This is a genomic window from Calditrichota bacterium (assembly GCA_013151735.1).
Lineage (GTDB): Bacteria > Zhuqueibacterota > JdFR-76 > JdFR-76 > BMS3Abin05 > BMS3Abin05.
Genome location: JAADHR010000134.1, coordinates 1,372 through 17,899 on the forward strand (window position 1 = coordinate 1,372; position 16,528 = coordinate 17,899).

Here is a 16,528-nt window from a genome sequence, read left to right on the forward strand (position 1 = left end):
ATCGAGGTTCCGTGACGGGTAATGGCGGTGGCGTTCGTGATAATTCCCACGCGTTTTCCACGAATTAAATCCAGATGCTCGGTTAATAAAACATCCAGGCCGGGAATAACGGGGGCGCGGTTTTCGGTGCAATTTAAAAAGAATGGAAACGACAACAAAAATAGAATCAAGGTCTTCGAAAGAATTTTATTCATGGCTTCCTCCCGGGAAATCATGCGTTGCAAAACTGATAATACCATTCTGGAGATATTTGTGGTCCTCGGTGTTGCTCTTTTTCAGTTACACAGAGAACCACAGAGTACTGCAGAGAAAAAGAAAATCTTCTCTTCCCTCTCTGTGGTTCTCTCTTTTATTTTCTCTGTGGCTCTCTGTGTTATTCTTTTTTACTCTGAATAAAAGAAAAAACGCACCTACTCGCTCTGGCTCACTTCCTCGTCCGGGTTTTTGCTTTCCACCTTCGGAATGACAATTTCATCGCCCGGATGAAGCTGGAAGAGATTTCGGTTTCCATTGTAGCTTTTCACCAGCCAATAGGGCAAATCGAAGACGGAATTACACAAATACCAGATGTTTTCTCCCCGGCGCACTTTGTGAATCTGCGTCCCGACAATTTCGTAATTCTGGAAGAAATCTTCTTCAATGCTTCGATGGTATTCCAACCGCTTTTCCTCAAAATCTGCCGCCGAAACCGCTTCAAATCGCAGTTTGATTCGCTGCCCGATTTGCAAATACTGTCCGTAAGACAGGCCATTCCACCGCCGCACGCGCTGTGTGGGAATACCCAGCCAATCGGCATAATGGCCCAGGGTTTCTCCCGGTTCCACACGGATCCATCCCGTTACCGGGGCAGAATGTTTAATCAATCGGACTTCATACGTTGGAAGTGTCCGGCCGACGGTATCAATTGAGGCTCTGGCCGGGACGGGTTGTTCATCCAGAAATGGCCCATAAAAATTGCTGGAATCATTGTTGGCAACCAGGACGTTTGGTGACGGCGCCGCTTTTTTCCGAATTGCGGTACGGGTCAAAAGCGTATCTGCCTTCTCAGTGATCGCCTTTACCGGTTTTTTCCTTTTTACTGCCACCCTTTTGCGGAAGGGTGTCCGGCGCGAGGTTTCGTATCTCGACGGAATGTAAAGAATACTTCCGACCCGAATGCGCCGCACGTTTCGAATATTGTTCGCCAGAATAATGTCGCTCGTACGCAGCCGGAAACGCCGGGCAATCCGGCCGACGGTATCCCCCCTTCGGACCCGATACCAACGAAGCCGTTTTTGTTGAGCATGCAATTCCTTCTCAGGAATTTTAGCGAAAAGAGCCGCTGCATTTATATCCTTTGGCAGGCGTAATTTGTATCCTTTCGGCAGATACTTATTGTCGATATAAACCGGTGGACGGAGAGCCGGATTAAATTGTCGAATCACGTCCTTTGACAATCCGAAATAATGTACAAATGTGCTCATCGAAATATAGGCCGGCAGTTTAAATTCCTGAAACTGGATGGGGGGATCGTAAATCACCGGACCCAAATATTTTTCGTAGCTTTCAACCACTTTTAGCGCAGCCAAAAATTCCGTGTAAAAATTGCGGGAGGCAAACTTAAATTTTCGGCTTCGGTATTTCTGAACAATCACCGCGATGTCATCGGTGTGTAAGATTCGCTTTGCACGTTTCATGCCCTGCAGGCCGTGATTGTAGGCCGTAATGGCCAGCGGCCAATTCCCGAGCTCATTATAATTCTTTTGCAGCAGCTCCGCTGCGGCGTGCGTGGCAAGAATCGGATCGAGGCGTTCATCCACCTCGTAGGAGATCTTCAGGAAAAGCCGTCCCGTATGGCGGGTAAATTGCCAGATACCGGCGGCTCCGACTTTGGAATAGGCCTGATAATTAAAGGAGGATTCCACGTGCGGAATGGCCGTGAGGCCCTCCGGCAATCCCATGTCACGGAACACCTTTTTCATGTAGATCAAATACCGGCCAGAAAGCTGAACGCCCTTGCGGAAGCGTTCTTTTTGTCCCCGCTGGGCCCGGACCCTTCTGGAGGCCGCCCGATAAAGACTGTGATCCCGTTTTTCCCCCCAGGCCTCAAAGGCCTTTTTCTGATCCCCTTTTAGATGATTAAAATTTGTTCGGTGAGAAGCCAGCTGCCGCAAGATAGACTTCCAGTGCCGCACGCGTCTTTTCACGTAGCGCCGCATGGTCCGGTAGCTGACTTTTCTGTTGCCCACCGCATCCCGAATATCGAAAACCTCGTAAATCACCGATAAATTCCGGGAGTCGTGAATGACATGCTGGTTTAAAGAGTACTTAGAATACACATTCACCCAAAAGTTAACCTGAGGTTCAAGTGCCTTGGGGACGGGAAACAAATTGGTGTCGTGTACAAAATGAAGATCCTCCCGGTCGGCAATGCGGGTATCCGCCGTGAGAACCGGATGCAGGAGGAAAATACTAACAAGGCCACATAAAATAATTCTTCGGATCATTCAAACCTCAGGTACTTTTGAATTCAATTGATGAAAAACGCCCGGAAAGAGTCCGCACAAAACAACTTCCCCTCGCCCGGCAATTCAGGCCGCCCTCTTTTTTTATCGGCCAAAAAAGCCCTTAAGTCAAATCGAAAAAACTCACGGGCAGATTCTCCTAAAAAAGAGTCGCCGATGCAATCACTCTGTTTCCCCCAATCCCGCTTTAGGTTGACGCCAATGGCCAGAGTCGACTTGACTAAAAGTCCCCGCTGCAAAGGCAAGCCCCAGCGATTACCGGATGACATTAACCGCCGGCCCGTTTTTCCGCCAATGCGATTCGCTTTTTTATCGAGGGATGGCTGTAAAATAAAAACTCCACCACGGGATGGGGTTCTTTGTCGCTCAGATTCAGCCTTGAAAGCTTGTCCATGGCCGAAATGAAATCCGCGGGTTTTTGTGTCAGATCCAGGGCGAATGTATCCGCCTGAACCTCAAACCGCCGTGAGACCGCGTTTTGAACCGGCATCACAATCAAATTGTAGAGCATAAACAGGAGAAAAAACAACGGCAGGGCTTCAATCTGATCAACAGAAATGTAGCCCAGTCGGTGAACCGCCCACCGGTACAAAACGGCAGTCAGGAACAGACCCGCGAAAATCACAAAAAAACTTAAGACCAGCCCTTTTTTAATATGCCCCCGCTTGTAATGGCCCAGTTCGTGGGCAAAAACGACCTCAATTTCATCCGGTGTAAACTTTTCAAGAAGTGTATCGCTCAGAATAATTCGCTTCGTTTTCCCCAGGCCCGTAAAAGCGGCATTCGCCTTTTTAGTGGTTTTGCTCAAATTGAATGAAAAAATAGCCGACACCTGAACACCCACCTTTTCGCAAAGCGCCAGAATTTTTTTCTTTAATTCCTCATTTTCAACGGGGCGAAATTTGTAAAAGAGAGGAAAAATCAGAATCGGGGCCAATTGGGCCAGGACAACCGAAAATAGAAAAATAATGAATCCGACGGGCACCCACCACCAAACCGGAAATGCTCTGAGAAAAGAGTAAAGCACGATCACAAGGGGCAGAAAAATCAAAAGTCCTACCAAAACGCCTTTTACCCCTTCCCAAACCCATTGAAAGAACGTCTGATTGGAGAGCCCATATTTGTGCTCCAGAATGAATCCGGAATACACTTCAAGCGGGGATAGAATCAGCCAATTTCCAAACCCGACCAGTAACACAAAAACAATTAATTTCGCGTAAGGAGCGGTTGTCACTCCGTCTGACACTTTTCCCAGCCACAGGCTTCCTCCGGCAAAAATAAGCAGTAAAAAATAGATTAGGGTCAGTGCATAGTCAATCAGGCTCAGAACGAGGTGGGTACGCGTGTAGGCTTTGGGAAGATTTTTTTCTTCCTTTCGGCTTTTGCGAGAAGAAAGTACAGCTGCACCGGTTTCCACTTTAAAACTCCGAAAAAAGCACACCACACACTAAAATCGATCAACAAATTATCATTAATAATAAGAAATTGAATGGCGATTTGCAAGAGGAATGTACGCAACCCGGAATTTTAATTGGCTGTGCAGAAAAAGGGGTGACTAAATCCCCCTTTGCGAAAAAAGTACGAGTTCTCCCCGCCGGGTAAATCTAATTCTTTGAGCAGGAGGATTCTTTCCAAATGATTCGTTCGGCGGAATTCTCCGCTGGAGGGAGGCCCGTGCTAATTTTCCGATGTTTCCATTTGCTTAAGTATTTGCCGAACCTGTTGAACAATATTTGAAATATCTGATCTCTCGCCGGATCGCATAATCCTTTCCAGCACCCGAACAGGAATCGATTGGAAGGCGTCCACAATCCTGGGATCAAATTGCTTTCCGGCTTCTGCCTGAATAATTTCTCTCGCTTTTTCGAGGGAGCGCGCCTCCTGGTAAACCCGGCTGCTGGTAATGGCATCAAAGGTATCGGCCACTGCGAAAATACGAGCACCCAACGGAATCTCCTCTCCGGCCAATCCTTCCGGGTACCCCTTTCCATCCCAACGCTCGTGATGATACCGGACGACATCTAAAGCCGGCTTCAGGAACTTGATTCCCTTTAACATATGATATCCGATGAGCGTATGCTGGCGCATAATGGACCACTCTTCATCGCTCAGGGATCCGGGCTTCAATAAAATGCTGTCGGGGATTCCGATTTTGCCCACATCGTGCAGCAGGGCTCCGCGGGTAATTCCAAGTAAAAGCGTCCCCCTTACCCGAAGTTTGGTGGCCAAAACACGGGTGTATTCCACAACCCGCTTCGAGTGTCCGCCGGTGCTTTTCTCCCGTACATCCAGAGCGGTAATGAGTGCCTCAAGGGTTTTCTGGTAAGTGGACTCAATTTCTTCGTAGGCCCGCAGCAGCTCCAGTGTGCGTTCGCGGACCTTCGACTCCAATTTCTCCTGATACTTTCGCTTCTGCATCAAGAGAGATTTTCGCTCCAGTGCCCGTTCAACCGCAATCCGGATTTCTTCTGTATCAAACGGCTTAATAATATAATCGTACGCACCCAGGCGCAAACAATCCACCGCTTCTTTTGTATCATCCACCCCGGTAATCATCAGGACGGCCATGTTGGGATCTTCACTCAGCATTTGCTTGAGAAGCCATTTTCCATCATAATCGGGCATTTTCACATCGGTCACCACAATGTCAAACTTTTCTTTCTGAAAGAGCATCAGGGCATCATGCGCATTTGCAGCAACCGATACGTCATAGTTTTTTCGCCTGAAATAGCGTCCCATCAAATCGCGAATGATTGTTTCATCATCCACAATTAGGATTTTTTTGGATTGGCTCATGGATTATTCTCCGAAAATATATTTAAAATAAGTGTTTTCAGATCATTCATATCAAACGGTTTAATCAAATAGGGCAGTCTATTTTTTTTAAAAAACCGCTGCGTTTCATCAGAAATTGCGTCTCCTGTCATAAAAATAATTCGCGAAACCAATTCGGGTGATTTTTTCTTTAAATGCGCAAAAAAACTTTCGCCGTCCATTTCCGGCATCCTGAGGTCCGCCAGAATTAAATCAAATGAATCCGATTCCAATTTTTCAAGCGCTTTTCGCCCATTCTCGGCGGTCTCAATCCGATTACCGGTTTTGCCATAAATAAGCCGTAACAGCGAGAGAATTACTTCTTCATCGTCAACAATTAGAATTTTCTTGTCCTTTATTGCCGGATGAAATGGTTTTTTCTCCAAGCCATCTCCGACGGGCACGGTCTCTTCCAGATACGGAAATACCAGGGTAAAAACAGCTCCTTTTCCGGGCTCGCTTTGCACGGCTATTTTTCCGCCATGTTCGTGCACAATTCCAAATGAAACAGAAAGACCGAGTCCCGTGCCCTTGCCCACGTCTTTTGTTGTAAAAAAGGGATCAAAAATCTTGGGCAATATTTCAGAAGGGATTCCAGGCCCGTCATCCTCGACGATTATTTCAACGAATGTACCGACCACGCGGGTCGTGAATGTAATGATTCCGGACTGTTTTTGGCTCAGGATAGCCTGAGAGGCATTGTTGATCAGATTAATAAAGACCTGCTGAAGCTGGAAAAAATCGGCCATAATAAAGGGCAGGTTTTTCCCGAAGTTTCGGACAAATGTAACCCCTTTTCTTTTTAGATCATATTCCACCAATTCAATGGTTTTCTCAATGATAAAATTAATGTCCTGGGGCTCTTTTTTAAATTCTGTCTGGCGCGCAAAGGTAAGGAGATTCCGGACGATTTTTCGGGAACGCTCCGCCTCCTGTTTAATAACAGTAAGATCCCTTCTGACGGTTTCCGGTAATTCCGATTCCTCAAGAAGCAAATCCGCAAAGCCCAATACACCTGTGAGCGGGTTGTTCAATTCGTGAGCCACGCCGGCAATAATTTCGCCCAGCGTAGCCAATTTTTCTCTCTGAAAAATTTCTTTTTGCATGGCCAGCTTCTGAGTTACATCTTCAACGATATGAATGGTGCCGGTAATGGCCTGATTTTCATCCAGAAGCGGGTAGCAAATCACCTCAAATTGCCGTCCGTCACCAAAAATATCCATTACTTTTCGTTCGGGTTGCTTAGACTTCAAGAGTTTTAAGAACGGGCAACTCTCGATGGGGTGCTCTATTTTGTGAAACAGGCGGAAACACTTTTGACCAATAATGTCCGATTCTTGTAAGCCAAGTAAATCTCTAATAGCCCTGTTGATTTGAAGAACCCGCCAGTTGGCATCGTGAACCGAAATTCCCAGCGGAATTGAATCCAGAACGTGTTGCCAGAGCTTTTGAAATTTCTCTTGTTCGGCCAGCATGCGGCTCTGTTTGATCCCAATCGCCATTTGTGTGCCCATCATTTCAAATTGAGGCCGCATAATTGGTAAATGTATTTCCAACGGCCGATCAAACCCCAAATTAAGAAAACCGATAAGATTGTTTTGAATAGACACAGGAATATGGGCACTCGACCGGATTCCGCTTCTGTACAAATCCTTGTGAATGGGCCCCAATTTTGAAAATCCAATGTTAAAATTTTCAAAAATCTCCACCCTTCTTTCAGGATTGAATTCACGAACAGGAATGAGTTTCATATTTTTGAGATAGGTAAGACCGGCCTGGACAGCGGGCCGCATTTTGGCTGTTTGCACAATCCAGTAGTTGCCTGTTTCATCGGGGGTTAAATACGAAATGCGGATTAATCCGGGAAACACCCTTAATAATTCATCGGCAATAAGCGATACAATTTCCTTTTCAGTGGCCCCCTGAATAATCTTAAAGGCCATTTTGTTCAAAACGCTCAGGGATCGGTTCTGATTTTCAACAATCTCGGAATCCAGGATTTGACCCAGCAACAGATGAGTCGTTAAAAAGGATAATTCAAAAAAGCGCTCGTTACGAACCAGCTTCGGCAGAGGCGTTTTCCAACCGATAATGCCAATAATAACGCTTCCCTGCACGATGTGAGAAAACAGCATCCGAATAATATCCACCCCCTGTGATCGGAACCTGCGAATGGTTTTTTTGGAAAAAAAACGGTCAACATCCTGGTGTTGAAGATTAAACTGAAGAATGTTTTTTGAAAAAAGTCCTTCCAACGAAAATTCCGGAGCAAAGAAATCCTCCCATGCAACATTCTGAACACGAGCATCCGGCCTATCCTCCAACCCCGGTTGAAGGATTTTAATCTTTCTTTCGCGGATGACGATCTGCTCAAGGAGATCGGGTTGAAAATATTTTTTGATGAATGCGACCACCCACTGGGAAACGTCAGCGCTGGAACGGGCTTCTTTGATTTTCTGGAGAAGCTCATGGATAACATCCAGCAGATCTCTCAACTCATTTTGATCGGCTCGGCACCGGTTTGGCAGCCGTATGCGCCTTTTGCCCCTCTTTTTTGACGCCGGCCAATAATGTCTGGAGCGAAGATGATAGTCCCGCGCAGGCCGATTGGCAATTTTTTTTCGGTAAGAAACAGGGCGAGTTACAGACTCTCTGTCGATTAAGTCAAGTTGATCTTCTGTCCGATTCAAAAAAGCGTCTAACCATCCTTTCGTTGGGGTCATCTTCGACGTTCTCCCTGGGAAGCCGGTTGCAACAGCCTGACATACCGTGAATTTAGATGATTGATGGGTGCGGTTCAACCTCTCCATCATTTGTGTCTTTTCGTAATCGTTACAAAGGAATTATCCCCCGGGGCAGAATTCTTGAACAAAAAAACCGTTTCCCGAGGAACTTTCACCGGAAAAACTTCTGCCTGCTCACTTGGTTATTTCATCTTTTTGAAACGATACTCCTTCGGGTTGTGTGATCCATGCTTTTTTTATTCATCGGTGGAATCCTGCCGTTTCCGATAAAAGGAAATGTTTTCCTGATTAAGCCGCCACCGGTCAATGGACTCTTTATTAAAGCGCCAGCTGTTTCCGATCTTAAACGCGGGCAATTTATTCTTTTGCAAATACCGGTAGATGGTCATGGGATGAACATTGAGATAATTTGCAAGATCCTTCACGGTGAAAACGGCTTTTTTGGTCATGTGTGCGCGGAACTCCTTTTCGCTGATCATACTTCTTTTAACTGGTTTAATCTATTTTATGTATTCTTCGACTTTAAGTCAAGTATTTTCAGTTATGTTACAAAAATATAACAAATATGTCAATCAAGAAAAATCTTAAACGGCCGATAAAATATATGGGCGCTTTTCAAAAAAGACTTGACACGCTTCGTTTTTTTTCTTAAATTTAAATCAAATTTAACCATTTCATATATTTGGAGGAGTATACTTCATAGTCGTTCGCTAAAGGTTTTTGGAAATTGAGACTTTTTTAAGAGTAAAATCAGAATTATACCTGTTAAGGGTTTTTCCATTCACTTTTAGGCGGACGGTATTCTCCACCAAGACAATAGTAACCGAATGTTTAAAAGTGGATTTATTTAATCCCTGCATTCGGTTTTTTTGTTTTTGGATGATTCATGTATTTGATATGAATGACACGCAAAAAAGGAGGTTCCTTCATGAAAAAAATCGCCATTTTAACCGCTATTTCTCTCATCTTTTTGGCGGGATTGCCCACGCAAAAGGCACACGCCCAGAGTGAAGCGGGGGTTCTGTTCTTACAAATTTCCCCCGGCGTCCGTGCCGACGGAATGGGTGAAGCCTTTGTGGCCCTTGCCAATGATGCTTCAGCCGTCTACTGGAATTCAGGCGGACTGGGATTTCTGGACGGACACGAACTGTTGATTATGCATTCCAATTGGCTCCCCCAATTGGCAAGCGACCTGTTCTACGACTACGTGTCTTACATTCACCACATTAATGGACTGGGAACATTTGGCGCCAGCGTCACTTATTTGAATTTGGGCGAACAGAATGTCACCCTCGAAAATGGTCCCGAAGTGGTTGACCATTTCACCAGTTACGATTTCGCCGTTTCGGGCGCTTTTGGAACCCTGGTGGGTGAACACACCGGTGTGGGACTGAACATGAAAATTATTCGCAGCAATCTGGCACCCTTTGGCGCCGGTAAAGAAAAGGGCGCCGGGCAGACCTGGTCATTTGGTGTGGACCTGGGTGTCCTCTACAAAACGCCCTTCCTGAAAAATTTAAATCTTGGAATGAACCTGACCAACATGGGACCGAAAATTTCCTACATCGATGTCGATCAGGCCGATCCGCAGCCAACCACATTAAAAGTGGGACTGGCCTACCACATTATCAACAGTAAATACAACAAACTGACTTACGTTCTGGATTTTGACAAACTTCTGGTACGCCGTTATAAAGACGGAACGTCCGATCCCTTCTACAAGGCTATTTTTACGTCCTGGACGGATCAACCCATCAAACAGGAAATGAAGGAAATCATCACACACACGGGATTGGAATATTGGTACAGCGATCTGATCGCCCTTCGCGTGGGCTACTGGTACGATGAACTGGGGAATGTAAAGCCTTACACATTCGGAGCCGGGCTGAAATATTCCCTGTACCGATTTGATTTCGGCTACATTGCCGCAGGTGAGGGCCATCCCCTGAACGATACCATGCGCTTTTCGTTGACCATTGGGTTCTGATTCCTTCTTTTGACACAGTGAACCGAATGTATTTTGCAAAAAAACCGAGGTCAGGTACCTCGGTTTTTTGTAACCGGTATCCCGTCGCCTTTTCCGAAATACGGGCCGGGACTTAAATTGCTTTTTTGAACAAAATTCTGGAAACAACACATGCAAAAAAGAATGGGTGTTCTTTTCATTCTATTGTTATTTTTGGTTACTGCGGGGTATGCTCAACGGACTAAAATTTATTTTGTGAAGCCGCACATTTCAAGCACGTCCCGGGAGCATTTGGTGCCCACGCTTTTTGACACCCCGCAGGCACAAACCGGCACACAAAATTCTGTTCCCGACACGCTTCGGATTTTGGCGCTGCGTGTCTCCTTTAAACCGGACACCCTTCCGGAAACGACCGGTAACGGGGAATTTCAACTGGCTAAAAACGATTCCATTACCATCGATCCTCCTCCCCACAACCGGACCTATTTTGAAGCACAACTGGCTTCTCTGGCTCACTACTACCGGACGGTTTCGCACGGAAAGCTCATTTTAACGGGAGACGTTTTGCCATCCGCACCAAACAAAAGCTACCGGCTCCCCCACGAGATGGCCTATTACAATCCCAACAAAACCGAGGAAGAATTGGATCAAAGACTGTCCGAATTGCTTCGGGATGCCCTGGCAGCCGCCGATTCCGCAGAATCCTTTTCGGCAGCATCTTACGATGTTTTTATGATTTTTCATGCGGGCGTCGGCCAGGATGTGGCGCTGGATTACGACACCACGCCGCAGGACATTCCGTCGGCCTTCCTCAATTTCGATCATCTGAAAAAAACCCTTGGAAAAAACAACCCCAATTTTCAGGGCATTCCTTTTGAAGACACCATTGTCAAAGAAGCCTTGATTTTGCCCGAAACCGAGGTGCAATCCACAACGATTCAAATCGGCCTCAAGGGAACCCTGGCGCTCATGATGGGCCATCAGTTGGGGCTTCCGGCACTTTACAATGTTCAAACCGGCCAATCGGGAATCGGCAAATGGGGGCTGATGGATCAGGGCTCCGGAAACTATTTCGGACTAATTCCTGCGCAGCCCTGTGCCTGGTCGAAAGTTTTCATGGGCTGGGAAAAACCGGTGGAATTAAAGCCGGGAACGCAGCTGAACGTGGGGGCCTCGTACGCGCGGTCCGCGCCGCACATCTACAAAATTCCCGTCAATTCCCACGAATACTTTCTGATCGAAAATCGTCAGCACGATTTTAACGGTGACGGCTACGCCATTGGCAGGGATCAGTACGGCCACCGCGTAGAATTGGACGCCAACGGCCAGGTCAAAACTCAGGATTCTCTGGGTGTGATCGTTCAGGTGGATGACTACGACTTTGACATTCCGGGTTCGGGCATTTTAATCTGGCACATTGACGATGCCATTATCCGTCGCTACTACGATTCCAATGCCATCAACGGAAATCCCGAGCACAAAGGGGTTGAACTGATGGAAGCCGACGGTTCGCAGGACATCGGCCAGAGCTACGGCTTCTTAAACCCCGGGAGCGGCAGTGAATTGGGAACCATGTACGATCCCTTTTACAAAGGGAACGAAAATCACCTGGTGGCCAATCACAGCCAGACAGTGGAATTTGGTCCCTACACGGCCCCTTCCTCCAGAAGCTTCTCCGGGGCGAACACCCACATTTTGCTGGATCACTTCTCAAAAATTGACACGGTCATGTCTTTCTCGTACACCAATGACCTTTTTTCTCCGGGATTTCCCCGGGCCGTCGGCCCCCCGGGAACGCTTACTTTTCCGCCCGTTGTTTTCGATTCCAAAGGGAACGGGCATCCGGAGATTTTTGTTGCCACCTTGTCCGGCAAGCTCCTTGGCTGGACATCAAACGGTGAAAAAATTGTTCCCAACGCGGATTCTCTCCGCCTCGAGACCGAACCCCAAACGTTCAGCCGGTACCCGCTTGCTCTGTTAACGGACGTGGGAGATTCTCTTATTGCCCCGCCCATTTTTCTGTGGGACGATGTCAATCAGGACTATTTTGCCGTCCTTGGGGGAAAATCCGGGAAATTCTGGCAGGTACGGCTGACCGATTCGGATCGTGACGGCCGGGCAGATTCAAGTTTGTGGGGAAACCTGGAATCCCCCTTAACCGCGATCATGGGAATCGGCCCTGCAGCCAGTGCCGGGGACTCCGTACCAAAACTCCAAACCGTCTTACTCGGAACCGCCTCCGGAACACTTACGACACTGAATTATGCTTCGGGTGTCCAGACCCTGGCTACGCGGCAATTGCAACAGTCACCGGTTGCCGGCTTTTGCCGATTTTCCAAATTGCCGCTGTCCCGAACAGCCGGCGTGGATACGTTTGAGGTGCTCTTTCAAAACGGCTGGCTTTACACACTGCGTTCCACGCTTGAAACAGTGGATTCTGTTCACGTTGACCTCGCGGGTCCCTTTTTTCAACCCGTAGCGGGTTACCTGACCCAAACCGGAGGACTGGTCACAGTTGTTCTATCCAAATCAGGAAAAATGACTGCTCTTTCGCACACCGGGGACGTTGTCAGCGGCTTTCCTGTGGATATCGGCACGCAGCCAGCCACACGCCCGATTCTGATGGATGTCCGAAACGGGAATCGAAACGAAATTCTCGTCAGCAGTGCGTCTGCACTTTTTGCCTTCGATTTTAACGGGGTTCTCACAGAGGGTTTTCCAAAAATTTACCGGAGGGAGGTCCCGCTTCAAACACCCGATTGGAACCAGCCGGTCGGAATCTCGTTTAATCAGCCTCAGACGTCCTTAATTTTACTTGGAAATGAGGCAGGTCAATTGCAGGCCTTTTCAAAATCAAACACGCGTCTTTTTGATTTTCCTCTGGGAACGGGTAACGCCATTACCGCCGCCCCGGCTCTTGCAACAATCGATCAAAACCCGACGCTTTTTGCGGTTTCAACGGATGGTTTTCTTTACGCCTGGAATCTGCACTTTTTAAATTATTCTCTCAAATTGTCCTGGTCGGGGATCGGTAATTCCCCTTTTCAAACCAATCTCCAGCTAAAAACCGGCACCTTTTCTCCCGAAATACCCCAGACTCTGGTGGGAAGCAATTGGGCGTACAATTACCCCAACCCGACGCACGACAATCAGACCACCATTCGCTACCACCTGAATCACCCGGCCCGGGTTTCCATCAAGATTCTTGACATAGCCGGCAATTTAATTGATCAGTTTTCGGGACCAGGGCTCGGCCCTGCGGATAATGAAGTGGTTTGGAATTTGAATTCCGTCGACAATGGGGTGTACATCGTTCGGGTTGAAGCAAAAAGTGCCAGCCAGAGCGCCATTACCTTTTTCAAGATTGCTGTGGTTAAATAAGGATCGATTTTATGATGAAGCGGTTTACACATATTGGATGGTTAATTGGCCTGGCTGTGCTTCTGGCGTCCGTTCCTCTTCAGGCACAGCCGGAATCGTACAATCACCCCGAGTTGAAATGGTACACCATTGAAACGCCTCACTTTTTTATTCATTTCCACAACGGAGCAGAACGTACCGCGCGGGCCATTGCCCAGATTGCCGAAAATATTTACGGCCCGGTTACGCGCATGTACCACCACGAACCGGACGGAAAGGTTCACTTCATCGTAAAAGATACAGACGACTATTCCAATGGAGCCGCGTATTATTACGAAAACAAGATTGAAATCTGGGCCACGCCGATGGATTTTGATCTCCGGGGCACTCACCCCTGGCTGCAAAACGTGATCACCCATGAATTTACCCACGTGGTTTCACTTCAGGTGGCGATGAAATTTACCCGTCACATTCCCGCCATGTACATTCAGTACATGCACTACGAAAAGGAAAAGCGCCCCGATGTAATTTACGGATTTCCCGATCGGATCGTCTCCTTCCCGATCGCCGGTGCCGTTTTCCCGCCCTGGTTTGCCGAAGGAGAAGCCCAGTACCAGGCCCCGAAAAAGGCCAATGATTTCTGGGACACCCATCGGGACATGGTTTTGCGAACGGCCATTCTGGCCAACAAACAATTGTCGTATAAAGAAATGTGCGAATTCGGAAAAACCAGTCTCGGCAACGAAGAAGTGTACGATCACGGATTCGGGCTGGTCAGTTACATTGCTGCTAAATACGGACCCGACAAAATCCGCCAGATGACCCGGCGGATGCGCCTCCCGTGGAGAATTTCCTTTCGATCGGCTTTTGAAGGCACCTTTGGAAAATCCGACAAAGAAATGTACAACGAGTGGATCACCTTTTTGAGAAAGTGGTACACAAAGGGAATTTCCAAAATCAACGGGCATGTGGCAAGAGGCCGTTTACTTGAATCCAAGGGTCTTTCGAACATGTACCCGGTCTGGTCGCCCGACGGCAAAAAAGTGGCCTACATTAGCAACAAAGGCATGGATTACATGTCGCAAACCAGTCTGTACATCTACGATTTTGAGAAGAAAAAATCCCGGCAGATCAAAGGCGGCGTCCGATCCTCGGTCAGCTGGTCACCCGATGGGAAATACCTGGCCTACGCCAAAAACAAAAAGGCCAATTTTCAGGGAAGTCACTTCTACGACCTGTACCTGCTGGATATTCACAAAAAGAAGGAAAAGCGGCTCACAAAGGGTCTGCGCGCCCGGAATCCCTCCTTCTCCCGGGATGGCAAGAAACTGGTCTTTGTAACGGGACACGACGGAACAGACAACCTGGGCATTTACTATCTGGACAGCAAACAGGCCATCCAGATTACACACTATTCCGACGGACGGCAGATCTTCCACCCCGTCTGGTCGCCGGACGGACAATCCATTTTGTTTGATCTGTCCACGCGCCACGGACGGGACCTGGCGATGATCAATCAAAACGGCGAAAAATTTCGTTATCTGCTTAAATCCAAAGGCGATTCACGCAATCCCGTGTTCAGCAAGGATGGACATTACGTCTTTTTCGCCTGGGATAAAACAGGGATTTTCAACATTTACCGGATGAATCTAAAAACCCGAAAAATTAAGGCCCTTACCAATGTGATCGGCGGTGCGTTTATGCCGTCGGTCCACCCCAAAAGCGGATTGGTGTACACCCTGTTTACGGCGGATGGTTTCAAAATTGCCTATCTTAAAAACGCGGCTCCAACCACGCTGTCTCCCTACCTGGCCAAGGGGAAAATCCCCCGCTGGGGGCGGGTTTCTCCCCTGTTGAAAATCGCCTCAAACGAAAAGGGAGGAGACCCGGCGATTACGATCAAACCCTACCGTGACATGTACACACACGTGGGGTTTTTACCCCGGCTTTTTTTCGATTACGGAACCACCAAACTCGGAACCTATTTTTATTCCAGCGATATGCTGGATAAATACAGCATTTTTGGTGGTGTGGCGCTGAACCGCCAATGGGACTGGGACGTGTTCGGAATGGTGACCTACCGCAAACTCTGGCCCACACTTTTTCTGGAGGTGTACAATCAGATCCGGCATGTCAAGGACAAAAACACGCCCGACCGGTTCCGCTACAATCTCATCGAAACCGATCTCGGAATGGAGTTTAAACTGACCGATGCCAATTTGATTCGCAGCGCCTTTGTTTACAGCCGTTACAACGGGCGCCTCGAAACCGAAATTGACGGCCAACAGATCAAATTCGGTTACACCTATTTAATCGGGAAGGATTTTATGCTTCAGTGGCAGTACAACAATGTTCTTCCCAGTCTGGGAATGGACGCCTTCCCAAAATCCGGGCAGCAGCTAACCCTCCGCTACGATTTTGAAGACAATCAATTCATTAACGGATTTAAGGTGAACAGCAAATACGGGACGCTTCAGGAAACGTACAAGCCATACACCTATCACAAAATTCAGATGAATTATCGGCATTTTTTGCTCCTTCCGTGGAACCACACGGTTGAACTGCGGTTGAACGGCGGTTACATCGACCGGCCTGTGAACAGCTTTTTCGATTTCTTCGCCGGAGGGCTGATCGGACTGAAGGGGTATCCGTTTTACAGCATCGAAGGGCGAAAGCTGGCTTCGGGAACCCTGATTTACCGCTTTCCCATCAGCCAGCACCTGAATATTCAGTTTGCGCCCATTTATCTGGATAAACTTTACGCGGGGCTTTTTGTTGATTACGGAAACGCCTGGAATGACGGCCGGGCACAATTTTCCGACTTTAAGAAGGACGCGGGCATTCAATTGCGATTGAACACCTTCACCTTTTACAATTACCCGACGATGATCTTTTTTGATGCGGCCTACGGGTTCGACACCATCGAAACGATGGGACAAATCTACGGAAAGGAAGTCCGGTACTATTTCGGGCTTTCATTCGGATACATGGATTAATCGAATGAAGACAACGCTCGTATTTCTGATTCTACTGGCTTTTTTGTGGGGAGAATGACTTTTTTAAATAAGACAGAGCTTCTTTTTGACCGATTGCTTGACTTGGGTAAAAAGGCTATATATTGTTTGTTATGGGCTTGGTCC

The 16,528-nt window shown here is 47.6% G+C and carries 10 protein-coding genes; 3 read left to right on the forward strand and 7 right to left on the reverse strand.

The window, feature by feature from the left end; translation table 11 throughout:
• From GXO76_09370 to GXO76_09400, 7 genes are all read right to left on the reverse strand, one after another.
• Positions 1–194 (reverse strand): DUF1343 domain-containing protein (locus tag GXO76_09370; protein ID NOY78063.1); only part of this gene is annotated, 194 nt, incomplete at its 3' end.
• 216 nt (positions 195–410) lie between these two features.
• Complete coding sequence (locus tag GXO76_09375; GenBank protein ID NOY78064.1) at positions 411–2,486, reverse strand: transglycosylase SLT domain-containing protein; 2,076 nt, start codon at positions 2,484–2,486, stop codon at positions 411–413.
• 23 nt (positions 2,487–2,509) lie between these two features.
• Positions 2,510–2,773, reverse strand: a complete 264-nt coding sequence (locus GXO76_09380; GenBank protein ID NOY78065.1) for a hypothetical protein — start codon at positions 2,771–2,773, stop codon at positions 2,510–2,512.
• Positions 2,773–3,921: a M48 family metallopeptidase gene (locus tag GXO76_09385; GenBank protein ID NOY78066.1), complete on the reverse strand. Its 1,149-nt coding sequence runs from the start codon at positions 3,919–3,921 to the stop codon at positions 2,773–2,775. Before GXO76_09385 ends, GXO76_09380 begins: the two co-directional genes overlap by 1 nt.
• Before the next feature lie 260 nt (positions 3,922–4,181).
• A complete protein-coding gene (locus GXO76_09390) occupies positions 4,182–5,300 on the reverse strand; it encodes a response regulator (GenBank protein NOY78067.1) in 1,119 nt (372 codons plus the stop codon).
• Positions 5,297–8,041, reverse strand: coding sequence for a response regulator (locus GXO76_09395; protein NOY78068.1), 2,745 nt, complete (start codon positions 8,039–8,041; stop codon positions 5,297–5,299). Before GXO76_09395 ends, GXO76_09390 begins: the two co-directional genes overlap by 4 nt.
• A gap of 257 nt (positions 8,042–8,298) precedes the next feature.
• Complete coding sequence (locus GXO76_09400; protein ID NOY78069.1) at positions 8,299–8,511, reverse strand: helix-turn-helix domain-containing protein; 213 nt, start codon at positions 8,509–8,511, stop codon at positions 8,299–8,301.
• A gap of 479 nt (positions 8,512–8,990) precedes the next feature.
• Here GXO76_09400 and GXO76_09405 point away from each other — a divergent pair, with 479 nt between their 5' ends.
• From GXO76_09405 to GXO76_09415, 3 genes are all read left to right on the forward strand, one after another.
• Positions 8,991–10,049 carry a UPF0164 family protein gene (locus GXO76_09405; protein ID NOY78070.1) on the forward strand — a complete coding sequence of 353 codons (1,059 nt, stop codon included), beginning with the start codon at positions 8,991–8,993 and terminating at the stop codon, positions 10,047–10,049.
• 150 nt (positions 10,050–10,199) lie between these two features.
• Entirely contained in the window at positions 10,200–13,409 is a 3,210-nt protein-coding gene (locus tag GXO76_09410) for a T9SS type A sorting domain-containing protein (protein NOY78071.1), read from the forward strand.
• Between the two features lie 11 nt (positions 13,410–13,420).
• Positions 13,421–16,384, forward strand: a complete 2,964-nt coding sequence (locus GXO76_09415; protein ID NOY78072.1) for a hypothetical protein — start codon at positions 13,421–13,423, stop codon at positions 16,382–16,384.
• The last annotated feature ends 144 nt before the right edge of the window (positions 16,385–16,528 follow it).